This window comes from Arthrobacter sp. TS-15, assembly GCF_006964045.1.
Lineage (GTDB): Bacteria > Actinomycetota > Actinomycetes > Actinomycetales > Micrococcaceae > Arthrobacter.
Genome location: NZ_SDXQ01000029.1, coordinates 386,208 through 408,797, shown reverse-complemented (window position 1 = coordinate 408,797; position 22,590 = coordinate 386,208). Strand labels below are relative to the sequence as shown.

The window sequence follows — 22,590 nt, the reverse complement described above, 5'->3', positions numbered from 1 at the left end:
ACCCGGCGTTACCTTCTTTTTACCGAAAATTTTCCTGAATTGCCCAAAAGACCGTTGACCTCCGGCAGAGCACATGAAAGTGTTATAGCAGTCTTTGTGTAGGTGTTTTTCATGCTCGCAAGACCAGTTGCGAGCGTGAAGCTCCTGCGAATCAATCAGGCCCAGGCTTGGTTGGTATTCGGGTCTTCTCGCGGAGTAACAAATCCGGTACGAGGTGTATCGGACTGATGTTCCACAATGAGGAGATATACATGGCACTGGGAACCGTCAAGTGGTTCAACGCCGAAAAGGGCTTCGGCTTCATCACCCCGGATGACGCGGATGGGGACGTTTTTGTCCACTACTCCGAGATCCAGACCGGTGGCTTCAAGACCCTCGACGAGAACCAGCGCGTTCAGTTCGAGATCGGTCAGGGAGCCAAGGGCCCCCAGGCAACCGGCGTTACGGTCGTCTAGTCGTACCTGTTGATCCCTGCATATTGCGGAGACAACACAACTCGTTGACCCTGGCTTTCCAGCCGGGGTCAACGTGTCTTAATGGAGGAAACCCCGGCCACCCTCTGCGGGTTCTCAACAACGACTGTTACTAACCATGAAGAAATACCAATCGCGCCCTTCGAATAGGCGTTGACAATTCAACCAACCAAGCTCCGGAGCAGCCGTGCGGAATGCCGGACTGATAATCCAGGAAGGTACGCCCTGCTGAGCGCGCGACCTATTGCAGGAAGATGCAGTGGGTCTTGATAATACATGTACAACGTTCTGTACTCGGGTTGGAATCTCGACTTAAATGAGGCCAGGGACCTGAATCCGTAAACGGGCTCCAAGGCCTGTCCCACCACCTCAAGTATTCCGGCCAAACCTTTGGCCCTCTGCTCGATCTCCCCCTCTTCCCGGGCCAAGGGCGACCCGGACAAGGAAATAAGTTCCACGGAGTCCCGCAGATGCAATACTGCCGATGCGATGAGAAACTCCATGACCCCGGGAAAAGCGTCGCCGCGCCGCCGCATGAAGTCCAACGTCCAACTGACAACAACGCCGTCTTCATACACGGGAAGCCAACTGGTGACGCCATAGACGAAGCCCGTGCCATCAACCGCAACGCAACACAGGACGTCTTCATCATCCAACTCGTCCAGACCGCCCATAGTGAAACCCATTTCCGGGATCTTCTTTTGGGCTGCCCACTCTTCCGAGACTTCACTCACTTGGGCGCGTACCCCGAGCGGCAGTTCGGAGTAACGACCCCAGTTTGCCGTGATCCCCATCTTCGAGGCGCGGTTTAGTGAGGTCCTGACGTTCTGCCACTCCTTGCCCCTGAATTCCAGGCCCCTAATTCGTAGGCGGGTTTCCTGGGCGACAGACACACGGCGGAAACCGCGCGATCGCAGCATGGGCCATAGCTCGTCTGTGCAGGAGTAGAGGCACGGAGTCAACGCGCGCTGGGAGCAGAAATCCAGGAACCCTTGGGCGGTCACCGCATGGTGCTGGCGCGCTCCGAAGGGACCGGCCAGCGTCAATGCCACGTGACTGTGCTGTTGGTAGGCCACTCCCCCGGTTCCATCTGGAGTGAACCAATACTTGTTCGGTTCCCACAGCGCCATCCATGAGAGCGAATCTCCGCCCCTCTTCACCAGTGCACGGGCCGCCTGCCGCGCCTGGCGGTCAAGTCCTCCGGCGTGATGTCCCCGGATTAGCAGCACCCACACACCAAGTAACGCTACGAGCCAAAACAGTGTGCCCGAATAGGAAAAGAGGAAGACTTCCAGCACATCGCGCTCGGCGAAGACTTTACGGTAAACGCCGGGAAGCGGAACGGGGAGGTACTGCCTGGCAAGTTCAGCCGCCAAACCCAGCAGACCGCCGTCGCGAACCAACCCCCCGGAGGCCAACCACACCACCGTGTAGGCCAGCGCCAGGCCTCCCCCAGTCAGTCCGACCAGCAAAAACACCTTCCGGCGGAGACGATCAGAAGTCTCCACCCGGAAATGGCCCCTGTAGACAAACAGGAGCAACGCCAACGCCAAGGGAACCAGCACCAGCGGAATGATATGAACCACTGCCGTATTGAGCATCCCCGCATGTGGTCGACCTGGGGGCCGCGGGATGCCGGCAAAGAGACCAAGGTAGATCGTGGACAAGGCCACCACCACCAACTGCACCCCGATTGCGATTCCCAAGGCCAACCGCCGCCCACGCCTCATGCCGTCGGCGCAAATGAGTAGCAATACAACGGGAACCACCGCCAGTGCCAATCCGAACGGCCCTGTGTAGCCTTGGCGGGTGATGTCGAGGCAGGTGACGTCGATGGTTCCCCCGCAGTTGCTCTCCAGCTGACTTAGCGTGGGCAGCGGGTTGAGGATGACATCCCTGAGCAAAGCCAAGGGTCCGGACGGGCTTTTTGCCGCAGCGGTCACGATGGGACCCACGGCGAAAATTGCCATGGTCAATGAAAGAAGGTTGCGGATTTCCCGGCTGGTTGACCTGTGCAGGTGGAGATGGCCCTGGCTGCTTTGCATCCACCACCCGGTCAGTAGACCTATGAGCGCGCCCAGGAAGCCCACCACGGTCTCCGCATGCCCTACGTACAGAACCAATAGCAGGGAAATCGCGAGCACCACGGTCCTCAGGCGCCGTTGCCACAAGGTGGGCAGGATCGCACTGGCTGCCAAAACGGTGGTGAGGACGGCGCCGTAGGGGCCGATCAGGCGGATGCCGGCCATTCCTGATAGCCAGCCGTCGCCCAGGTATTGGGCAACCTGGGTTACAAGGAGGAAGGCGGATACGCAGGCGAACTGGCCACCAAAGAGCACTCCGGCCGTCCTGAGGGATCCCAGGTGCCGCTCTGCCAAGCCAAGGAAAAACAGAATCATTAGGACAGCCGTGACATAGGCCACTGGATTGGTGGTGAAGAACAACGACGTCCAAATAGACCACCATTCTCCGGACCGCAGACCCTCCAGCGAAACACTGGCAACGGAAAGCCAAGGCTCCGCCGGGCCCGTCAGGAAGCTCGCAGACACCAAAGACAGGCCAACAAAGAGGGCGAGAACCATCATTGTGAACGGCGTTGATCGCAGATGCCGTCCTGCTTGGCCCAACGCAGGTCTGATCACGCCTTTGACGGCCAGGCTCACCGCCGCAACCCCCATCGGGAGGCAAGGAAGTCGAGGCCACCGGGCATGCCACGTATCACGGCGTCCCATGAGTGCCCGGCCTGGGGAATTGAATGTTCTTCAGTTGCAAAACCGGCGTTTCTTGCAGCGTCCGCAAGCTCATGCATGTAGCTGGTGAACTCGTGGTCAGCCTCACCTGAAACCAGGTACACACCGCTTCCGGAGAAATCGCGTTGCTGCATCAACACCAAAGGTGTCCTGGACTCGAACGCTTCAACATCACCGTCGAACGAGTCCGAGATTGTCTTGCTTCTGTCTTTAGCGAGTGCAGGTTCCCGCTCGGCGGCGAAGGGAAGAATGGACGCGAAAAGGTCCGGGTGGGAGGTTCCCATCTGCATGGCACACGTGCCGCCAAAGGAAAAACCGCCTACAGCCCACAGCTTGTGATCCCTGGAGACATCCAGCGTTTCAGTGATCCACGTGGGCACATCCTGCGAAAGATACGTATCCACGGAAGCGATTTTGCTATCCATGCACATGGTGTTGGCATTGGCTGATCCGTTGGGGTCCACCACCACGGTGACAGGGGCGATTCCTTGATGGGCTTCAGCGTACTGGTCCAGGAGGGACCGGAGCTGGCCACCGGTAAGCCAGTCCGCAGGACCGCCCGGTTGACCAGCGAAGAGGACAAGCACAGGCAAGGTTGGGCGTTCTGCAGTCTGATAGGCAGGCGGCAGGTAAACATAAGCATCCCGTGCGCTGAAACCTGAAGCGGTTCCAGGAATGGCGGCTTTGCGCAGGACGCCGTTTCGGGGCATGGAATCGGGGGCTTTCCATGCGGACAGGGCAGGGCCTGGCTTTGCATCCGGACTGCGTTTGAGGCTTGCTTCAAGTGGCTGTATGCGTGCCACCGCGGTACCCAGCAGGTCCGAGACCGTGTTGTTCAGTCCGAAATAGAGGTTTATCTGGACAACGCATAAAAGAAGAACGCCGAGCATCGCCGCCACGCTGAACGAACGGCCGCGCCAGGAATTTCGGGGAAACCGCGCAACGCACAGGAGCACTGCAGCGACAGCTGGTACCGCCCAAGCCACGGTCTGAAACGGCAGGTTCTCCGAGAATGTGGCCAACAGATCCACAAGGATCCAGTGAATAAGGGCCACTACCCCGATCGCCACAAGCAGGCTGGCCGGTACCAGCAGCAGCCAGGATCGTCGTCGCCGCCATAGGAGGTAGGCCCCGCCAACTCCGCCGCAGGCGATACTGAACCAAAGGAAAGGCCCATCCACCAAGCTGACGTCCGAAAGAAGATCCATAACGCCTAACGCCAGGTTCCGACGCCGATGACCGGCCCCGCTTCGAGCCAGGACGACAAACCAGCATAGGCATCGAAATTCATGGCGAGCATGAACTTCTGACCTTCATACTGCAGTTCAACCACCACGACGCCGGGCTGAATCCGGACGAGCTCGTCTTCCGTGGGCTGACGGCGTCCCAACAATTCAAGGGAGCTGCGCGTGAATTTATGTTTGGGGATAACGCTCAGGGACATCAGGCGGAACCACTCGAGCTCGTTGTCCTGATAACGACAAACCCCCATCTGCCAGCTGTTTCCAGCCATGCAAATGGAGGCGTCGACCGTGCCCAGGGCGCGCCGCAGATTGAAGCGACGCACCCCGAAAAGGCACAGTGAAATGATCAGCAACGTAAACGCTGTTGCCAGGGCGATGAACGGAATAAGGGAATCGTCCATCAAGGTCGTGCTATCGGATCCCCGCTGTAGCCGCTTCGCCCAATTTGGCGTTGTCAGCAACAATCACCACGCGATCGTTGTCGACGGAGAAGAATCCGCCGTCAACGACTACTGCAATGCGATCACCGGAAACCGGCTGGATTGCCAGCTCGCCCGCGGCCATGATGGCCAAAAGGGGCGAGTGGCCCGGCAGGATTCCGATTTCACCATCGCTGGTGCGGGCCTTCACCATCTTGGCCGCACCGGACCACACGAAGTGGTCCGCTGCGACAATCTCAACCTCGAGCTCAGCCATACTACTTGGTCTGTTCCTGGATCTTGGCCCACTGACGCTCGACGTCATCCAGGCCGCCGACGTTGAAGAACGCCTGCTCTGCGATGTGGTCAAGCTCGCCGTCGCAGATAGCCGTGAAGCCTTCCACGGTGTCCTTGATGGACACGGTGGAGCCTTCGACGCCGGTGAACTGCTTGGCGGTGTAGGTGTTCTGGGAGAGGAACTGCTGGATACGACGTGCACGGGACACGACGATCTTGTCCTCTTCAGACAGTTCGTCAACACCGAGGATGGCGATGATGTCCTGAAGTTCCTTGTTCTTCTGCAGGATCTGCTTTACACGGACAGCCGTGTTGTAGTGATCCTTGCCGATGTACTGGGGATCCAGAATACGGGAGGTGGACGTCAGCGGATCAACGGCCGGGTACAAACCACGGGAGGCGATTTCACGGGAAAGTTCCGTGGTCGCGTCCAGGTGTGCGAAGGTCGTTGCCGGAGCCGGGTCGGTGTAGTCGTCAGCCGGCACGTAAATGGCCTGCATCGACGTGATGGAGTGACCCTTGGTGGAGGTAATGCGCTCCTGGAGCAGACCCATCTCGTCAGCAAGGTTGGGCTGGTAGCCCACAGCGGACGGCATACGGCCGAGCAGCGTGGAGACTTCCGAACCTGCCTGCGTGAAGCGGAAGATGTTGTCGATGAAGAGCAACACGTCCTGGTTCTGAACATCGCGGAAGTACTCCGCCATGGTCAGAGCAGACAGAGCCACGCGAAGGCGCGTTCCCGGCGGCTCATCCATCTGGCCGAAAACAAGGGCGGTGTCCTTAAGAACGCCTGCCTCTTCCATTTCAACCCAGAGGTCGTTTCCTTCACGGGTACGCTCACCAACACCGGCGAATACCGAGGTACCACCGAAGTTGCGGGCAACACGGGTGATCATTTCCTGGATCAGAACGGTCTTGCCAACGCCGGCGCCGCCGAACAGGCCGATCTTTCCACCCTTGATGTACGGGGTGAGAAGGTCGATGACCTTGATGCCGGTCTCGAGCATCTCCGTGGAGCCCTCGAGGGACGCGAAGGACGGAGCCTTGCGGTGGATCGGCCAGTAGGCGTCTGCCTTGATCTCGGACTCTTCGACGTCCAGCGGCTTGCCGAGAACGTTGAAGATGTGGCCCTTGACGCCGTCGCCGACGGGCACGGAGATGGGAGAGCCGGAGTCCCGCACGGTGGTACCGCGGACCAGGCCGTCGGTTGCCTGCAGGGAGATGGCGCGAACGAGGTTGTCACCCAAGTGCTGGGAGGTCTCGAACGTGATGGTTTTCGTCTGGCCGTTGAGAGTGATCTCAGTGGTCAGAGCGTTGTAAATCGAGGGGATTGCGTCAGCCGGGAATTCGACGTCGACAACCGGACCAATAACACGGGCAATGCGGCCGGTGGCACCGGCCGTAGCTACGTGTTCGGTAGCAGTGGCAGTCATCTCTCTCACTTCACTCAGTAGATGGCGTGGGGTTAAGTTTATCTGTTTGGTGCAGGTGCGGCTTTGAGCCGAATCCGTTGCTGGCTAGGACGCGAGGGCGTCTGCGCCGGCCACGATTTCGGAAAGCTCCTGCGTAATCTCGGCCTGGCGGGCCGTGTTGCGAAGGCGCGTGTACTTCTTGATCAAATCCGTAGCGTTGTCACCGGCCGACTTCATAGCGCGCTGGCGGGCTGCGAGCTCGGAAGCTGCGGCCTGCAGCATGGCTGCGAAAATGCGGGACTCGATGTAACGCGGAAGCAGTGCGTCAAGCACCTGCTCTGTTTCCGGTTCAAACTCGTACAACGGCAACAGCTCGGATTCCGAGGCTGCTTCCTCCTCTACGACCTCCAGCGGAAGCAAACGGATGACCGTCGGCTCCTGCGTCACCATGGACTTGAAGCGGGTGTACACAACGTGGATCTCGTCCACGCCGCCCTCTTCGAAGTCGGTGGAGAAGTCTTCAAGAAGTGCAGCTCCGACTTCCTGCGCGGTTTCGAATTCCGGTGCGTCCGTGCCACCGGTCCATACGCGGGCGTAGGACCGGTTGCGGAAATCGAAGTACGCCTGCGCCTTGCGGCCAACCAGGTACGCCTTGACTTCCTTGCCTTCTGCGTGAAGAAGCTCGGTGAGACCTTCAGCCTGCTTGAGCACACTTGCGGAGTAGGATCCTGCAAGACCGCGGTCCGATGTAATGATCAGGACTGCGGCGCGGCGGATCTGCTCCGGCTCGGTGGTCAGCGGGTGGTCGATTTCGCTCTGAGTTGCGACAGCAGAAACGGCGCGGGTAATCGCGTTCGCGTAAGGCAGTGAAGCTGCTACGCGGGCGCGGGCCTTACCGATGCGCGAGGTAGCGATCAGTTCCATCGCCTTGAAGATCTTGCGCATCGACGTCGTCGAGCTGATCTTCTGACGGTAGACCCGAATCTGGGCTCCCATACTTATCCTTTCCTAAGTTCCCGATGTGCTGCCCTGCCGGGGCCCTTACGGACCCCGGCAGAGCAGGTTATCGAAACTAGCGCTTCTGCTTGACGATCTTTTCCTGGTCGACGTCGCCGCCGGAGATCGCTGCGTGCTCTTCGTGGCCAGCGCCAACCAGGTGGTTGTCGCCTTCGCCGAAGAAGCCCTTCTTGAAGGAAACAATGGCTTCCTTCAAGGCTGCAGCGGTGTCGTCATCCAGGACGTTGGTCTGAGCCAGCGTGGTCAGGATGGAGGACTTGTGCGTGAGGTGCTCCAGGAACTCGGACTCGAAGCGGCTGATGTCCTCAACCGGAACGTCGTCCAGGTAACCGTTGGTACCGGCCCAGATGGACACAACCTGGTTCTCAACCGGGAACGGTGAGTACTGGCCCTGCTTCAGCAGTTCCATCAGGCGTGCACCACGGGTCAGCTGCTGACGGGAAGCAGCATCCAGGTCAGAGGCGAACATAGCGAATGCCTGCATGTCGCGGTACTGAGCCAGGTCCAGCTTCAAGGTACCGGAGACCTTCTTCATGGACTTGACCTGTGCAGCGCCACCAACGCGGGAGACGGACACACCAACGTCAACAGCGGGACGCTGGTTGGCGTTGAAGAGGTCCGACTGGAGGAAGATCTGGCCATCGGTAATGGAGATCACGTTGGTCGGGATGTAGGCAGAAACGTCATTTGCTTTGGTCTCGACGATCGGCAGACCGGTCATGGAACCTGCACCGAGCTCGTCGGAGAGCTTGGCACAACGCTCCAGCAGACGGGAGTGCAAGTAGAAAACGTCACCCGGGTATGCTTCGCGTCCCGGCGGACGACGCAGCAGCAGGGATACGGCGCGGTAGGCTTCGGCCTGCTTGGACAGGTCATCGAAGATCACCAGAACGTGCTTGCCGCCGTACATCCAGTGCTGGCCGATGGCCGAACCTGCATACGGTGCCAAGTACTTGAAGCCGGCGGGGTCAGATGCCGGGGACGCCACGATGGTGGTGTACTCCAGTGCGCCGTGATCCTCGAGGGTCTGACGAACGGCTGCGATGGTGGAAGCCTTCTGGCCAACACCAACATAGACGCAACGTACCTGCTTGGTGACATCTCCCGAAGCCCAGTTGGCCTTCTGGTTGATGATGGTGTCCACGGCGATGGCGGTCTTGCCGGTCTGGCGGTCACCGATGATCAGCTGACGCTGGCCACGGCCGATCGGGATCATGGCATCGATAGCCTTGAGGCCGGTCTGCATCGGTTCGTGAACCGACTTGCGTTCGGTAACGCCCGGAGCCTGAAGTTCCAGTGCACGGGTGGCCTCGGCCTTGATCTCGCCGAGGTCATCGATGGGCTGGCCCAGGGGGTCGACAACGCGACCCAGGAAGGCGTCGCCAACGGGAACGGACAGGATCTCACCGGTACGGTGAACTTCCTGGCCTTCTTCAATACCGGTGAAGTCACCGAGGATAATGACACCGATCTCGCGGACGTCAAGGTTCTGGGCCAGGCCCAGCGTGCCATCTTCGAAGCGAAGCAGCTCGTTCGCCATGACCGAGGGAAGACCCTCAACACGGGCGATGCCGTCACTTGCGGTGGTCACACGACCAACCTCTACGCGCTCTGCGTTTCCGGGTTCGTAGGACGCCGCGAACTCGTTCAACGCATTACGGACGTCGTCGGCGTTGATGGTCAATTCGGCCATCTGCAGTCCCTGCTCTCCTGTTTTCGTGATCATCGTTGCTCACGATGACCGGGTTTTATATCAGTTAAGTTGTGCTTTGTCTTCGCTAGCCAGCGAGCTGGCGGCGGAGTTCGGTCAGGCGGGCGATAACCGAAGCGTCGAGCACTTCGTCACCCACCTGCACGCGGATTCCACCGATCAGTGCGGGATCAACATTGACGTTGACCTTCAGTTCGCGGCCGTACAGGGCATCCAGCCCGGCCTGCAGACGGCTGGCCTGCGTTTCCGTCAACGGACGGGTAACGCTGACAGTTGCAATCCAGCGCTGCTGACGCTTGGCTGCAAGCTTGGCGAATGACTCGACGAGCTTGCTCGGCTTGACACCACGCGGCTGCGTAACTGCCTGGCTGATGAGAACTTTTGCTTCCTCGCTGCTGCCAGGAACAAGTTTCTCGGCCAATGCAATCTTCGCCGCTGGTGATGCCTGCGGCTCAGACAGAGCACGTTGTACTTCGTGGCTGGAGGCGACGGCCTGGTTGAAGGCAAACAGGTCGTTTTCCAGCTCTTCCAGCCCCGTGATACCGGAGGCAGAAACGGCCGACTTGTTTTCAGCTACGGCAATGACAACCGTGGCGGCAAGCGTCTCGAGTGCATCGCCGATATCGCGTGCCGATGCCCAGCGCGAGCTGGCCAATCCGCCTGCAATCTCAGCAGCATCAGCGGAGACTTTTCCGCCAACCAGCTGCTTGACCAGCGCCGACTTCTCGTCACCGGAACGGGACGGGTCAGTCAGGGCGCGGCGCAAGCCAGCCGAGCTGTCCACCGTTCCCAGGATTCCGAAGAGGTCCTTAGCCAACTGCAGCGAGGCGAAGGGAAGCTTGGCTTCCAGCTGCGCCAGCGCTGTGGTCAGCGATTCGCTCGATATACCTGCCATTACTTAGCTGCACCTGCGCTCTGGGTCTCCAGATCTGCCAGGAAGCGGTCCACAACGCGCGCGGCACGCTGATCGTCGGTGAGTGCTTCCCCAACGATGCGGCCGGCCAGCGTGGTGGCCAATGTGCCAACCTCCGAACGAAGCGAGACAACAGCTGCCTGGCGCTCCGACTCGATGGCAGCATGTGCCTGCTCAGTGATGCGTGCAGATTCTGCCGCAGCCTTTGCCTTCAGGTCCGCGAGGATCTGGGCGCCTTCGGCGCGTGCTTCTTCGCGGATGCGGTTGGCTTCGGCACGGGCGTCGGTGAGCTGCTGCTTGTACTCTTCAAGAGCTGCAGAAGCTTCCGCCTGGGCCGCTTCGGCCTTTGCAATGCCACCTTCGATTGCTTCAGCGCGCTCTGCGAAAGTCTTCTCGAACATCGGGACAACAAACTTGACCACGATGTACATGAGGACCGCAAAGCCCACGAGGACTACGCCCATTTCCCAGACGTTGGGAACGAGCGGATTAGCCTCCGCAGCGCCTTCAGTGGCGGCTGAGATGATCAGCTGATTCATATTTCACCCGTCCTATCTACTCGTGCTTGGGATTCGCTTGGGTTCCAGGACTAGGAAAGAACGAAAGCGAAGACCAGGCCGAGGATGGCGAGAGCTTCAGTCAGAGCCAGACCAAGGAACGCGATCGGCTGCAGCACACGCTGAGCTTCCGGCTGACGTGCAACACCGTTGATGTAAGCGGCGAACACGAGACCCACACCGATACCACCGCCGATGGCCGAGAGACCGTAGCCGATGAGGTTGAGGGAGCCGTTGATGGTGCCTTCCATTTTTTCTTCCTTTCAAGATGCCGCCCGTGCGGCAGGTTGTTTGGGTTGCTTCATCCCCGCGAGGGGAAGTTTTGGGAGCCTAGTGGCTGTCGGCGTGCAGGGCGCCTTCGATGTAGATCGCGGTCAACAGTGTGAACACGTAAGCCTGCAGGGCCATGATCAGTGCTTCGAGCATGTACATGGCCACGGCGCCTACCAGCACCAGTACCGATGCGCCCTTGAGCAGGACGTTCTCCTGCATAACAAGGAACTCGATGCCGGAACCGGCGAGCATGACGATCAAGTGGCCTGCCAGCATGGTCGCAAACAGACGGAGGCTGTGCGTGACCGGGCGGACCAGGAAGTTGGAGATGATTTCGATCGGTACGACGATCGGAAGGATGTACCACGGAACACCGGACGGAACGGTGGCGAGCTTGAAGTACTTCAGGCCGTTCTTCTTGATGCCGATGGCGATCCAGGTGACATACACGATGCCGGCCATGACGTAGGCGCCGCCTACATGCGAGAAGCTCGGGAGCTGGATCAGCGGGATGGCGCCATAGATGTTGTTCACCAGGATGAAGAAGAACAAGCTGAACAGCAGCGGGACGTACTTGATGAAGTCCTTGCCGCCGATGATGTCCTTGGCGATGCTGTTGCGCACGAAGCCGTACGCCATCTCGCCTGCGAACTGCAGCTTGCCGGGTACCAGCTGCTGCTTACGTGCAGCGAGGATGAAGAATGTAGCGATAATGACGACCGAAAGGATCACCAGCAACATCTGCTTGGAGAAGCCATCGTGCGCACCCCAAGGCAGGATTGCCGGCAGGTGCATTTCGTCGATTCCGGGTGGGGTGAATGACCCCGAATCCTGGGCGGGGAGCGCAAGCGCGATCAACGCGTTTCCTCTCTGCTGTGTCCATCATTGGGCATTGGTTGGAATCCGGACGCGTTGGACGCATCTGTAATCCATGTGAAATTATTTGGCATTACTGTCCCCGTCCGTGGACGGACCGCTGTCTGCTTTGCTCTCGCCAGATGAGGAGCTTTGTCTGGTGAGGCCATGCATATGGGAAAGATAGAACCCTCCTGCGGCTCCCAGCAGAGCGCCAAGGAGCACAATCCAGCGGGTCCCCCACAGATTATCCAGACCCCAGCCTATCAAACTCCAGACAATGATCCCGCCAATGATGTAGCTGAAGACGGCTATGCCGGCGTTGTATCCGCCATCGTTTCCGGCTTCTGCTGATTCACCATGTTTGACGGGCTGCTGAGTAGTGGCCCCGGGGCGTGTATAGCGCTTACGCGGAGACATCCGGGCCACCCTTCTGCTCCTCTGGATCGTTGTAGATCTGGAGACGGGCCTTGCTGAAGCCGTAGATTTCGGCGGCTTGCCAGAACACGACTGTCACAACGGCACCGATGAGGAACCATCGGCCATGGAGCCAGTCCGGAGCACCCAGCACAAAAAGCACTACAGCAAAGCCGACCACCTTGATGAAATATGTTGCAACAAAGAGGCCTACTGCGCCGGAGGGGTTGTTACGGCCAACAAAGTGACCGATCAAAAGGCTGATTCCAAAGAAGAGCATGACCAGCACGGCACCGAACGCGGCTGATAGCGCGCCTTGTCCGCCGTTCATGAAGGCCGCAATCACGCACGTGACAGCAGTGGCTGCCAGAGCTGCTACGGAACTAAGAAGAAGCAACCGGAGCCACAACGAGGACGGCTTGCCAACGGCCCCAACACCACGTTTACCGGACGGGTGTCCGGTTTCGGCGTTGGATGTCATGGGGATACCAATCCTCGTGGCACGGGTGCCATATTCTCAAAGTGGGGTTACGGGCGAGTGACTGTCCGCAGTAAGAATTCTACATGAGATAGAACTGTGACCATAACCGACTCTCACAACTACTCCCCCGGACGCGTCGAGTTCCGGGTGAAGTAGGGCCACGCCGTCACGGCAGCCATGACCAGCGCTGCCGCTACGAGGACAATGAGCACGATCTGCCATGGGAACACCGCAAAGGCGACGCCGCCAAAGGCAAGAATGCTCGTCCAAACATAAAGCATGACGACGGCGCTGCGGTGCGAGTACCCAAGGTCCACCAACTTGTGATGAAGGTGCCCGCGGTCAGCGGACCACGGTGACTGGCCTCTGGCTGTTCTTCGGACAACGGCCATCCCCAAATCAAGAAGGGGCAGGGAAAGCACGGCAAAGGGCAGCAAGATGGGAACAATGGTGGGGATACCGTTGGCGCGGTCGTAGAGACCGGAGCTGATCTGCCCGGTGGCCACGACGCCGGCCGAAGCCATGAGCAAGCCAATGAGCATCGCCCCGGAATCTCCCATGAAGATTTTGGCGGGGAACCAATTGTGCGGCAGGAATCCGATGCAGCTGCCAACCAGGATGGCCATCAGGAGTGTCGCGAGGTCCGAGTTGTCCGTGGACGGATTGTTACGGTGAACCCAGTAGGCGGTAAGGAAGAAGGCTCCGCCACCGATGATGGCGACGCCGGCGGCCAATCCGTCCAGTCCATCAATGAAGTTGACTGCATTCATGGTGGTAACAATTAGCCCTGCGGTCAGCGCAATCTGAACTACCTCGGACTCAAGGACAATCGGTTCCGGGATGAAGGGAACCACAGACATCCGCACGCCCCAGATGGCCACGATCAACGCAGCTGCAGCCTGGCCCAGCAGTTTGATCCACCAACGGATGTCAAGGATGTCATCCGCCACCCCCACAGCGACGATCACCACGGCACCCGCCAGGATCCCCCAAGGTGCATCGTTGTGTCTGAAGATGTCCTTAACGAAGAAGGAATTGCTCGCCACCACCAGGGCGACGAAGAATCCGACAAAGATGCCCAGTCCACCGAGTTTTGAGATCAGCGCCGAGTGCATGTCACGGCTACGGATGGGCTGATACAACCGCAGCTTGTTTCCCAGCACGCGGGCACCCCACGTCCCGGCGTACGCTACAACGGCCGCCGTCAGGGCCATCAGCATGTACATGATCATGACGCGGCCCCGGAAAGCAGCCTGCACACCAAACGGTTGGATAGGACCACCGAATGCAGCCGGCGGGATCGAATGCCGTCGGGTTGTGGGCAGCTCAAGGTGTGGAAATCTGTCTTTGGATAAATGGAACTACTCCGTCGCCATGCCTGCACCGGCTGTGCCGAATGTTGCGGGATTTCTGTGGACTCTAGTCACGATACTAATGCCAATGGCCGTGACCACCCTGTGACGCAGCCGCCATGTCCCAGCGTGTTTGGCTGGGATTCAAGCCGCGTAACAGCTACCTGACAGGCTCTTGGACGTTACGCAGCGCGTAGATCCCGTTCAGTACCTGAGCATTGGATCGCGGGGCTTTCAGGCTGTGGCGCAGGCCCTTGAGAAGCCCGGCCAACAGCACCTTACGATTCGGCGAGGCGGCAATCGTGCGGGTCCAGTTGCGCAATGAAGCACCCGTAAAAAGAACCTTTTCCCACGGTGCCAAGGCGTTCGATCGAGTGTAAACCCAGAGCTTGTTTCGCACTTCATAGTAGAAGCGCGCGCCAGGATCCGCTCCGGCGTCGCCAAAGACCTTCGTATGGTGATTGGCCACTGATGCGTTGGTAGTCAGCGCGGTCCCTCTACGAGAAATCCTGGCGGTGTACTCCAGATCGTCATTCCAGATGAAGTAGTCCGCGATGGGCAGGCCGTGCTGTCTGATTTCCTCAGCACGAATCAGCACCGACACGAAGGAAGCACTGCGGATTTGGGTGGCACCCAGCCTGGCAGCAGCGGTGCGCGCGTTCTCGCTTGCCCCCATACGCGGCCGCATGCGGTTCATCGGGTGGTCGCGGCCATCAGTCCACACCACACGGCTGGCGATGAACGCCGGTGCCTCTCCGGTTTCCCGAAGGTAGGACTCGGAGAGGTCCAACGCCTCGCGCAGGGCGTTCGGCTGAGGTTCGGTGTCGTCGTCCATGATCCACACGTGATCCGCCCCGTGGTCGAGTACAGCCCGTTCCATGCCGACGACGAAACCCCCGGCACCGCCCACGTTGGTGTTCAAGGTGACCACATCAGTGGTCAATGCGCCGTGGTACTGCTGGAGGAACTCAGCGGTTTCATCCGTGGAGGCGTTGTCCACGATCACGACGGCGTCCGGTACCTGTGTACCTGCAGCAATGCCGTCCAAGGTGGTCTGGAGAAGTTCACGCCGGTTATAGGTCACTACAACAGCGACCACGACAGGGTGGGACGTCATTTACTTGCCTTTGGTCTTGGATGGTTGGAAACGGCGCCCGATCAGCAGGCCAGCCAGCTTCCAAGGTTCAACAAAAACTCTGTAAGCCACGCGGCCCGGGTGAAGGACCAGCCGCCAGGCCCACTCGAGTCCTAGGCGACCAAGCCACCGCGGCGCCAGTTTCTGGATGCCCGCAACCTGCTCAATGGCGCCGCCGACGGCGCAATAAACGGCAGCCGGCAGATGGGCGAGCCTGCGGTGAAGGACAGCCTCCTGAAGGGGCATCCCGAGTCCCAACAGGACCAACTGCGGACGGAAGTCCGTCAGCCAGTCCACCACCGCATCTTCCAGGGTGCTGTCCCACCCCTCACCGGGCATTCCGTCCACTGTTGCACCGGGGACGATAGCGCGCAGCCGGGCGACCGCCGTCGTATTGGCCGCGCGTCCCGCGCCTACTACGGCCACGCGCTCCAGCCCCTTGACCTTTCCAAGCTCCGGGATCCAATCCATGGAACCCAGCCGGTATGCCATGGTTCCCTCACCCAAGGGCTGGAGTTGACGCTTGTGGGCTAGCCCCCAGAGCATCGCGACGGGAGCACCATCCAAGAGGACGATCGAGCTGCCCTCATACAAAGAACGGACATCCGGGCGCGAATGAAGCAACGTGATGCTGTGCAGATTGTGGCCAAGAACGGTAGCGGTTGATCCGGCTGAAATGAGACTGCCCATTGCGTCTATAACCTCATTGACGCGCATCGGCGTGGCGTCGACGTCAAGGACGGGGACGCGTTGACGCTCCGGAATCATTCGGACTTGGCTTCGTTGGAGGCCTCCGGCTTTGCAGTCTCATGGGTTGACTCCTCGACGACGACGGCGTCGGCTGCAGTTTCTTCAACTGGGGTCTCTTCAACTGCGGTCTCTACACCTGGGGTCGCTTCAACTACAGGTTCTTCGGTTGCCGTGTCATCAGCAGCCGGCGGCGCAGCAGGAATGGTTTCACCAACACCCAGGATGGACGGAACGATCTCGCGAAGCCGTTCCAGCTCAATCGCTCCTTGGCGCACCACCCGGAACGGAGTGGACGTGGCGTCCACAATCGTCGAGGGCAAGGCAGCAGTTCCCTTGACCGGACGGAAGCCGCCTTCGAGGTAGACCTCAACGGACTCCGCCAGTTGGAGTCGCGCTTCCGAGGCTGTCTGTGCCGCTTCCTGGCCCGTCCGGTTGGCGGAGGAAACAGCCAAGGGGCCCGTGAGCCCCAGGAGTTCCAGGGCGATCTGGTCGTCGGGCATCCTCAGGGCAACGGTGCCCTTGGTCTCGCCGAGGTCCCAGTCCAAGGACGGCTGGGCATGAAGGATCAGCGTCAACCCACCGGGCCAGAAGGCTTGGGCCAGCGCCCGGGCATCGGCTGGTACGTCGGTGGCCAGTCCGTCCAGGGCGTTGACCCGTGGAATCAGGACCGGAGGAGGCATTTGACGGCTGCGCCCTTTGGAGGCCAACAACATGGTCACGGCCAACGGCGAGAAAGCATCTGCGGCAATACCGTAGACGGTGTCTGTTGGCAGCACGACGCACTTCTTCTCGCTGATGGCGCGCTGGGCATGCTGAAGCCCTTCAGAACGCTGGTCATCGGAAGTGCAGTTATAGGTTGTGGTCACAGCGCCATTCTTTCACTTATCAGGAGACAGGCTTGCCAGGATCGCGCTGGTGGCACGTTCCTTGCCGTTCAGGTCGTAGTGCGTGGTGACGTTGTTCCAACGTCCGGTTCTTTGCAGCATCCGGCAGATCCATGCAGCCTGGACTTCCGCGTGCTCCATCACAAAATAGCCACCGGGCTTGAGGAGACGGGCCGCTGAGGCAGCTGCCGCGGTCGGAAGTACCATGCCGTCCGCTCCCCCGCCGTAAAGCGCCTCTGGTGGATCGTGCAGTGCAACTTCAGGCTCTGTGGGGATCGCTTCGGCCGGAATGTACGGCGGATTGGATACGACGACGTCGAAGGTTCCGTTGTGCTCGGGAAGGGCATCCCGTAAGTCGCCTTCAATAAGTACCACGCCCAGCGGTTCGAGGTTTCTGGCAGCCCAGGCATGCGCGAGCGTGCTGAATTCCACCGCATGCACTTCCGCGCCTGGGATTTCGTAGGCGATGGAGCCGGCGATTGCACCTGATCCTGTGCCAAGATCCACCACCTTGGGACTTTGCAGTCCTGAGAGGTGGTCGATGACCAACTGAACAACTGACTCCGTTTCGGGACGCGGAATGAAAACGCCCGGACCCACCCGCAACGCCAGGTGCCGGAAATATGCGACGCCGGTGATGTGCTGGAGGGGGACGCGTCCCGCGCGTTCCTCCACCAGTTCCCGGTAACCTTCGGGAGCGGGAGTGTCGCCGAGCAACAGGGCACGGAGACGACCAAGGCCGACGCCCAGTAGGTGATCGGCAAGCAACTCGGCATCCACACGCGGGCTGGGTACGCCGGCGTCGGACAGGACAGCAGTAGCCTCGCGGACAGCGTCCGCGAGGCTTTGGCCTTGGTGAAACGTCATGGATGTACTCTGCTGTGTTTGTTCGGCGCTGTGGTTGTTCGGCGCTGCTCTGATCGGCAGGTCGTTACTCGCCGATTGCGTCCAGGCGTGCCTGCTCGTCAGCTTCAATGGCTGACTGGATCACTGGTTCAAGATCACCGTTCATGACGGCATCAAGGTTGTAGGCCTTGTAGCCGGTTCGGTGGTCAGCAATTCGGTTTTCCGGGAAGTTGTAGGTCCGGATGCGCTCGGAACGGTCCATGGTGCGGATCTGCGACTTGCGCTGTTCCGAGTTGGCGGCGTCAATCTGTTCCTGCTGGTGGGCCAGGAGGCGGGCGCGGAGAACGCGCATGCCGGCTTCGCGGTTCTGCAGCTGCGACTTTTCGTTCTGCATTGCTACAACGATGCCCGTAGGCAAGTGAGTAATGCGTACAGCGGAGTCGGTGGTGTTCACGGACTGGCCACCGGGCCCGGATGAACGGTAAACGTCAATCTTGAGGTCGTTCTGGCTGATCTCGAGTTCTTCGGGCTCATCAACTTCGGGAAGCACCAGCACGCCGGCGGCCGAAGTGTGAATGCGGCCCTGCGACTCCGTGACGGGTACGCGCTGCACACGGTGGACGCCGCCTTCAAATTTCAATCGGGCAAAAACGCCCTGCGCGGGATCGTTCGAATTGCCCTTGATGGCTACGGCAACGTCCTTGTATCCACCCAGATCGGATTCAGTAGCGGAAATCATTTCGGTCTTCCAGCCGCGCGACTCCGCATAACGCATGTACATGCGCAGAAGGTCGCCGGCGAACAACGCAGCTTCGTCGCCGCCTTCGCCACCCTTCACTTCAAGGATGACGTTGCGGGCATCGTCCGGATCACGCGGGATCAGCAGACGACGCAGCCGCTCTTGTGCGGCGGGGATCTGTTCCTCCAGCTGCTCCACTTCGACAGCGAATTCGGGATCCTCGTCAGCCATCTCTTTGGCAGCTTCCAGGTCATCGTTGAGCCCGCGCCACTTGTTGTACGCCTCCACAATGCCCTGAAGCTGAGCAGACCGCCGCCCCAACTTCCTGGCCGCAGACTGATCAGCATAAACAGCAGGATCACTCAACTGCGCCTGAATAGCAGCATGCTCATCAAGCAATCCCTGTACGGACTCAAACATTTTCAAACCTCTTTCGACTCGCAGACAAGTCTAGTTGCGACGATTGGTGACTTAACGACCAACCGCTCAAATAAGCCGGCCAGCGAAGGTGACGGCAACGCTCAAGGTGACCTGACCGCCGTCGAGTAATTTTGCCGGCCCGGGAGTGGCATCGGGCCTGTCGTAGCGTTGCTGCTGACGTACGCAGTATGTCAGCAGCAACGCGAAGGGGCGGGGCCGGCAAAATTACTCGACGGCCCCACCCCAGATAACGCTATTTGTCGTTGTCCGACTTCGCTCCGAGCGTCGTCTTCTGAACCTGCATGAGGAACTCGACGTTGCTCTGCGTCTCCCGGATCTTGTTGGTCAGCAGCTCAAGGCTCTGCTGCTGCTCCAGGCCCGAAAGGACGCGGCGCAGCTTCCACATGATCTTGACCTCTTCAGGCGAGAGCAGGTTCTCTTCACGGCGAGTACCGGACGCATTGACGTCCACGGCCGGGAAGATACGCTTGTCTGCCAATTGGCGGGAAAGGCGGAGCTCCATGTTGCCGGTGCCCTTGAACTCTTCGAAGATGACCTCGTCCATCTTGGAACCGGTCTCGACGAGTGCGGTTGCAAGGATGGTGAGCGAGCCACCGTTTTCGATGTTGCGGGCTGCACCGAAGAAGCGCTTCGGCGGGTACAGTGCTGCTGAATCGACACCGCCGGACAGGATACGGCCGGAGGCCGGTGCTGCCAGGTTGTAGGCACGGCCCAGGCGGGTCATGGAGTCCAGCAGAACCACCACGTCCATGCCCATTTCCACGAGACGCTTGGCACGTTCAATGGAGAGCTCGGCAACGGTGGTGTGGTCGTCGGCGGGACGGTCGAAGGTGGAGGCAATGACCTCGCCCTTGACGGTCCGCTGCATGTCCGTGACTTCTTCGGGTCGCTCGTCAACCAGAACCATCATGAGGTGGACCTCAGGATTGTTGGTGGTGATTGCATTTGCGATGGACTGAAGGATGAGCGTCTTGCCCGCCTTCGGCGGGGAGACGATCAAGCCACGCTGGCCCTTGCCGATCGGTGCCACGAGGTCGATGACTCGCGGGCCAATCTTCTTGGGGTCGGTTTCGAGGCGCAGACGCTCGGACGGGTACAGCGGCACAAGCTTGGCGAACTCGACGCGATCCTTGAGCTCTTCGGGCGTCTTGCCATTGACGGAAGTGACGCGAACCAGCGCATTGAACTTCTGGCGGGCGGACTGCTGACTGCGGTCCTCACCGTCACGCGGTGCGCGGATGGCACCGACGACGGCGTCGCCCTTGCGAAGGTTGTACTTCTTGACCTGAGCCAAGGATACGTAGACGTCGTTTGCACCGGGCAGGTAGCCGGATGTACGGATGAACGCGTAGTTCTCCAGTACGTCCAGGATGCCGGCGACAGGCAGCAGGACGTCGTCTTCGGTTACTTCGACGTCGTCGACGTCCGGTCCCTGCGCGCGACCACGGCGGCGTTCATTGCGGTCACGGAAACGGTCGCTGCGGGTATTGCCGTCACGGCTGTCCTGACCCCCACGACGATCGCTACGGTCGCTCCGGTCGTTCTGCTCGTTGCGGTCACGACGGTTGCGACGGTTACGGCGGTTGCCGGTATCGTCGCCGTCGTTGTTGTCGTCACGGCGACCGCGGGTGTTGTCGCGACGCTCGCCGCGCTGGTCGCCCGAATCGGACTGTTCGCGCTGCTCCGAACGATCGGCACGCTGCTCACGCTGCTCCGAACGATCGGCACGCTGCTCACGCTGCTCCGAGCGATCGGCACGCTGCTCGGTGGCGGGTGCTTCTGCCGCTTCGGCAGGCGCGGCGGCAGCTTCGCCGCGGCGCCGGTTACGGGTGCGTGGCTGACGGCGCTCCGTAGCGGCCTCAGCGGTCTCGACGACCACCGGAGCAGCGTCAGCTTCGGGTGCGGCTGTTGCCTCGACCGGTGCAGCAGCGGCCTCAGCAGCTGCTACGACTCCGTCGCTGGTGGCACGGCGGCTGCGGCCACGACCGCGGCCCCGCGGTGCTTCCTGGGCAGGGGCTTCCTCAGCCACCGCGGCAGGCGCGCTGGCTTCCTTGGAAGCTTTTGGCTCTGCAGCCGGTGTTTCCTTGGCCGCAGTTGCCTTGGCCGTGGCCTTGGCGGGCGCCTTGGTGGTGGACGTTCCGGCACGATGTGCAGAAATGGCCGTGACCAAGTCCCCCTTGCGCATGCGGGATCCCCCGGAAATGCCCAGTTGGCTCGCAAGAGCCTGAAGCTGGGCGAGCTTAAGGCCTGCAAGGCCGCTGCTCTTGGTGGTTGCTGCAGTTGACGAATCAGCAGCAGAAGATGTTGTGTCCACAGCTGAAGCCAGCTCAGTGGTTTCTGTCACGAAGGATCCTTCCCCCTCGACGGCGTCCAGAGCGAGAGCTGGACGCGATGATTTGTTCTGGGCTGCAGTTCAGATCTGCAGCCGGTGACTTGGGCCGTGCCTGATGGATTATGGCCAACAGGGCCGGATACTGATCGTCATCACTGGATCCAGTTGCCCGGACAGCCGGCGTGCGTTCAGGGAACAGAGAGATTTCTGCGGCACCTGAGACAGGCCGGAAAGAGACGACACCACCGACGTTGGCACAGTTGACGAAAGGTACGGCAAAACACCGAGATCCAAAATCAGGGAACTGCCCGCGGCTTTACCGGCGGTGCACTTCCACTCTAGCACCTTGAACGTCCACAGCCAGCGTCATCACGCGCCAACAGACGTCGGGTGTGTTGACCGCCGTGAACGCTTCAATGAATTCAACAACCGCAGCGGCTTGGTCAGCACCATTAGCCAGCACCATCACTGTGGGACCAGCGCCGGAAACAACGGCCGCATGGCCCGCACCACGGAGGGCTGCAAGGAGGTCGGCGCTGGGCCGCATGGCCTGTGCCCGGTAGCTCTGGTGGAGGTAGTCCTCCGTGCCTGGGAGCAGCAAAGCGGGATCTGCAGTGAGCGCATGGATCAGCAAGGCCGCCCGCCCGGAATTCATGGCCGCCGCGTGGTGACCAACCGATGCGGGGAGTAGACCGCGCGCAGTTTCAGTAGCGAGCTCGTAGTCCGGGACTGCCACTACAGGAATAACTGACGACGCGACGTCAGCGCGCGTGCTGCTGTACTGCTCGCTGTCCTGCCATGACAGCGCCAGTCCGCCGAAAATCGCGGGTGCGACGTTGTCCGGGTGCCCTTCCATCTCGCTTGTCAGCTGCAGGATCCAGTCACGGTCCTGCCGGGATTCCGAAGGGACCAGCGCATTGGCGGCAGTAACCGCGGCTACTACAGCCGAGGCTGAAGATCCCAGCCCCCTGCCATGCGGGTTGACGTTATCCGCAATGATCTTCAGGCCCGATCGCTGGTAGCCAAGGCGATCCAAGGCAAGGTCAATAGCGCGCACAACCAAGTGACTTGCATCACGTGGGAGAGTCTCAGCGCCCTCACCGGAGAGCTCAAACTCAAGCTCCCCGGTGCTGAGGGTTTCCACCGTCAAGGTGTCGTAGATGGACAGGGCCAAACCGAGGCTGTCGTAACCGGGGCCCAGGTTGGCACTCGTACCGGGGACCTTGACGGTCAGCCGCTGGCCTGCCGCGACGAGTGCACGATCGGTCGCGGTGGGCTGCATTGATTCCACT

General features: G+C 60.3%; 22 protein-coding genes. 1 reads left to right on the top strand and 21 read right to left on the bottom strand.

From position 1 onward, the window contains the following. Positions 1 to 251: 251 nt before the first annotated feature. Positions 252 to 455 (top strand): cold-shock protein, encoded by a 204-nt coding sequence (locus tag EU811_RS12105; protein ID WP_017199737.1) that lies wholly within the window; start codon positions 252 to 254, stop codon positions 453 to 455. A gap of 179 nt (positions 456 to 634) precedes the next feature. Here the strand turns inward: EU811_RS12105 and EU811_RS12100 are convergent, their stop codons facing one another. The 21 genes from EU811_RS12100 to thrB form a co-directional block, all read right to left on the bottom strand. Next, complete coding sequence (locus EU811_RS12100) at positions 635 to 3,151, bottom strand: DUF2156 domain-containing protein (RefSeq protein ID WP_142938635.1); 2,517 nt, start codon at positions 3,149 to 3,151, stop codon at positions 635 to 637. Next, positions 3,133 to 4,431 carry an alpha/beta hydrolase gene (locus EU811_RS12095; RefSeq protein WP_142938634.1) on the bottom strand — a complete coding sequence of 433 codons (1,299 nt, stop codon included), beginning with the start codon at positions 4,429 to 4,431 and terminating at the stop codon, positions 3,133 to 3,135. The genes EU811_RS12100 and EU811_RS12095 overlap by 19 nt, the downstream gene beginning before the upstream one ends. Before the next feature lie 5 nt (positions 4,432 to 4,436). Beyond that, positions 4,437 to 4,868 (bottom strand): DUF2550 domain-containing protein, encoded by a 432-nt coding sequence (locus EU811_RS12090; RefSeq protein WP_142938633.1) that lies wholly within the window; start codon positions 4,866 to 4,868, stop codon positions 4,437 to 4,439. A gap of 10 nt (positions 4,869 to 4,878) precedes the next feature. Next, positions 4,879 to 5,163 carry a F0F1 ATP synthase subunit epsilon gene (locus tag EU811_RS12085; RefSeq protein ID WP_014922172.1) on the bottom strand — a complete coding sequence of 95 codons (285 nt, stop codon included), beginning with the start codon at positions 5,161 to 5,163 and terminating at the stop codon, positions 4,879 to 4,881. A 1-nt stretch (position 5,164) separates the two neighbouring features. Further along, the gene (gene atpD / locus EU811_RS12080) at positions 5,165 to 6,616 is read right to left on the bottom strand and encodes a F0F1 ATP synthase subunit beta (protein WP_091468394.1); all 1,452 of its coding nucleotides are present in this window, start codon (positions 6,614 to 6,616) and stop codon (positions 5,165 to 5,167) included. Positions 6,617 to 6,700: 84 nt separating this feature from the next. Continuing rightward, positions 6,701 to 7,591, bottom strand: a complete 891-nt coding sequence (locus EU811_RS12075) for a F0F1 ATP synthase subunit gamma (RefSeq protein WP_011775258.1) — start codon at positions 7,589 to 7,591, stop codon at positions 6,701 to 6,703. Between the two features lie 76 nt (positions 7,592 to 7,667). Continuing rightward, positions 7,668 to 9,305 carry a F0F1 ATP synthase subunit alpha gene (atpA, locus tag EU811_RS12070; protein ID WP_011775259.1) on the bottom strand — a complete coding sequence of 546 codons (1,638 nt, stop codon included), beginning with the start codon at positions 9,303 to 9,305 and terminating at the stop codon, positions 7,668 to 7,670. An 85-nt stretch (positions 9,306 to 9,390) separates the two neighbouring features. Then, on the bottom strand, positions 9,391 to 10,218 hold the full coding sequence (locus EU811_RS12065) for a F0F1 ATP synthase subunit delta (protein ID WP_142938632.1): 828 nt from the start codon (positions 10,216 to 10,218) through the stop codon (positions 9,391 to 9,393). Further along, the gene (locus EU811_RS12060) at positions 10,218 to 10,775 is read right to left on the bottom strand and encodes a F0F1 ATP synthase subunit B (RefSeq protein ID WP_011775260.1); all 558 of its coding nucleotides are present in this window, start codon (positions 10,773 to 10,775) and stop codon (positions 10,218 to 10,220) included. The genes EU811_RS12065 and EU811_RS12060 overlap by 1 nt, the downstream gene beginning before the upstream one ends. A 50-nt stretch (positions 10,776 to 10,825) precedes the next feature. Continuing rightward, entirely contained in the window at positions 10,826 to 11,044 is a 219-nt protein-coding gene (gene atpE / locus EU811_RS12055) for an ATP synthase F0 subunit C (protein ID WP_011775261.1), read from the bottom strand. Between the two features lie 79 nt (positions 11,045 to 11,123). Then, the gene (gene atpB, locus EU811_RS12050) at positions 11,124 to 11,924 is read right to left on the bottom strand and encodes a F0F1 ATP synthase subunit A (protein WP_142938631.1); all 801 of its coding nucleotides are present in this window, start codon (positions 11,922 to 11,924) and stop codon (positions 11,124 to 11,126) included. 81 nt (positions 11,925 to 12,005) lie between these two features. After that, entirely contained in the window at positions 12,006 to 12,341 is a 336-nt protein-coding gene (locus tag EU811_RS12045; protein WP_142938630.1) for a hypothetical protein, read from the bottom strand. After that, positions 12,328 to 12,819 carry a hypothetical protein gene (locus EU811_RS12040; RefSeq protein WP_142938629.1) on the bottom strand — a complete coding sequence of 164 codons (492 nt, stop codon included), beginning with the start codon at positions 12,817 to 12,819 and terminating at the stop codon, positions 12,328 to 12,330. Before EU811_RS12040 ends, EU811_RS12045 begins: the two co-directional genes overlap by 14 nt. A 119-nt stretch (positions 12,820 to 12,938) precedes the next feature. After that, complete coding sequence (locus tag EU811_RS12035; protein ID WP_142938667.1) at positions 12,939 to 14,051, bottom strand: MraY family glycosyltransferase; 1,113 nt, start codon at positions 14,049 to 14,051, stop codon at positions 12,939 to 12,941. A gap of 280 nt (positions 14,052 to 14,331) precedes the next feature. Then, entirely contained in the window at positions 14,332 to 15,288 is a 957-nt protein-coding gene (locus tag EU811_RS12030; protein WP_142938628.1) for a glycosyltransferase, read from the bottom strand. Further along, positions 15,289 to 16,074, bottom strand: coding sequence for a WecB/TagA/CpsF family glycosyltransferase (locus EU811_RS12025; RefSeq protein ID WP_142938627.1), 786 nt, complete (start codon positions 16,072 to 16,074; stop codon positions 15,289 to 15,291). Continuing rightward, complete coding sequence (locus EU811_RS12020; RefSeq protein ID WP_142938626.1) at positions 16,071 to 16,922, bottom strand: L-threonylcarbamoyladenylate synthase; 852 nt, start codon at positions 16,920 to 16,922, stop codon at positions 16,071 to 16,073. The genes EU811_RS12025 and EU811_RS12020 overlap by 4 nt, the downstream gene beginning before the upstream one ends. Positions 16,923 to 16,934: 12 nt before the next feature. Continuing rightward, on the bottom strand, positions 16,935 to 17,807 hold the full coding sequence (prmC, locus tag EU811_RS12015; protein ID WP_142938625.1) for a peptide chain release factor N(5)-glutamine methyltransferase: 873 nt from the start codon (positions 17,805 to 17,807) through the stop codon (positions 16,935 to 16,937). Positions 17,808 to 17,871: 64 nt separating this feature from the next. Beyond that, a complete protein-coding gene (prfA, locus tag EU811_RS12010; protein ID WP_142938624.1) occupies positions 17,872 to 18,945 on the bottom strand; it encodes a peptide chain release factor 1 in 1,074 nt (357 codons plus the stop codon). Between the two features lie 253 nt (positions 18,946 to 19,198). Further along, positions 19,199 to 21,310 (bottom strand): transcription termination factor Rho, encoded by a 2,112-nt coding sequence (rho, locus tag EU811_RS12005; protein WP_142938623.1) that lies wholly within the window; start codon positions 21,308 to 21,310, stop codon positions 19,199 to 19,201. 304 nt (positions 21,311 to 21,614) lie between these two features. After that, positions 21,615 to 22,589: a homoserine kinase gene (gene thrB, locus EU811_RS12000; RefSeq protein ID WP_142938622.1), complete on the bottom strand. Its 975-nt coding sequence runs from the start codon at positions 22,587 to 22,589 to the stop codon at positions 21,615 to 21,617. Position 22,590: the final 1 nt, after the last annotated feature.

Coding starts and splice junctions, on each gene's coding strand:
- EU811_RS12095 (WP_142938634.1), bottom strand. CDS start 4,431: ATGGATCTTCTTTCGGACGTCAGCTTGGTGGATGGGCCTTTCCTTTGG.
- EU811_RS12100 (WP_142938635.1), bottom strand. CDS start 3,151: ATGGGGGTTGCGGCGGTGAGCCTGGCCGTCAAAGGCGTGATCAGACCT.
- EU811_RS12075 (WP_011775258.1), bottom strand. CDS start 7,591: ATGGGAGCCCAGATTCGGGTCTACCGTCAGAAGATCAGCTCGACGACG.
- EU811_RS12025 (WP_142938627.1), bottom strand. CDS start 16,074: ATGATTCCGGAGCGTCAACGCGTCCCCGTCCTTGACGTCGACGCCACG.
- prmC (WP_142938625.1), bottom strand. CDS start 17,807: ATGACGTTTCACCAAGGCCAAAGCCTCGCGGACGCTGTCCGCGAGGCT.
- EU811_RS12030 (WP_142938628.1), bottom strand. CDS start 15,288: ATGACGTCCCACCCTGTCGTGGTCGCTGTTGTAGTGACCTATAACCGG.
- EU811_RS12090 (WP_142938633.1), bottom strand. CDS start 4,868: ATGGACGATTCCCTTATTCCGTTCATCGCCCTGGCAACAGCGTTTACG.
- atpA (WP_011775259.1), bottom strand. CDS start 9,305: ATGGCCGAATTGACCATCAACGCCGACGACGTCCGTAATGCGTTGAAC.
- EU811_RS12105 (WP_017199737.1), top strand. CDS start 252: ATGGCACTGGGAACCGTCAAGTGGTTCAACGCCGAAAAGGGCTTCGGC.
- EU811_RS12040 (WP_142938629.1), bottom strand. CDS start 12,819: ATGACATCCAACGCCGAAACCGGACACCCGTCCGGTAAACGTGGTGTT.
- EU811_RS12085 (WP_014922172.1), bottom strand. CDS start 5,163: ATGGCTGAGCTCGAGGTTGAGATTGTCGCAGCGGACCACTTCGTGTGG.
- EU811_RS12065 (WP_142938632.1), bottom strand. CDS start 10,218: ATGGCAGGTATATCGAGCGAATCGCTGACCACAGCGCTGGCGCAGCTG.
- atpD (WP_091468394.1), bottom strand. CDS start 6,616: ATGACTGCCACTGCTACCGAACACGTAGCTACGGCCGGTGCCACCGGC.
- prfA (WP_142938624.1), bottom strand. CDS start 18,945: ATGTTTGAGTCCGTACAGGGATTGCTTGATGAGCATGCTGCTATTCAG.
- EU811_RS12060 (WP_011775260.1), bottom strand. CDS start 10,775: ATGAATCAGCTGATCATCTCAGCCGCCACTGAAGGCGCTGCGGAGGCT.
- EU811_RS12045 (WP_142938630.1), bottom strand. CDS start 12,341: ATGTCTCCGCGTAAGCGCTATACACGCCCCGGGGCCACTACTCAGCAG.
- EU811_RS12035 (WP_142938667.1), bottom strand. CDS start 14,051: ATGATCATGTACATGCTGATGGCCCTGACGGCGGCCGTTGTAGCGTAC.
- atpE (WP_011775261.1), bottom strand. CDS start 11,044: ATGGAAGGCACCATCAACGGCTCCCTCAACCTCATCGGCTACGGTCTC.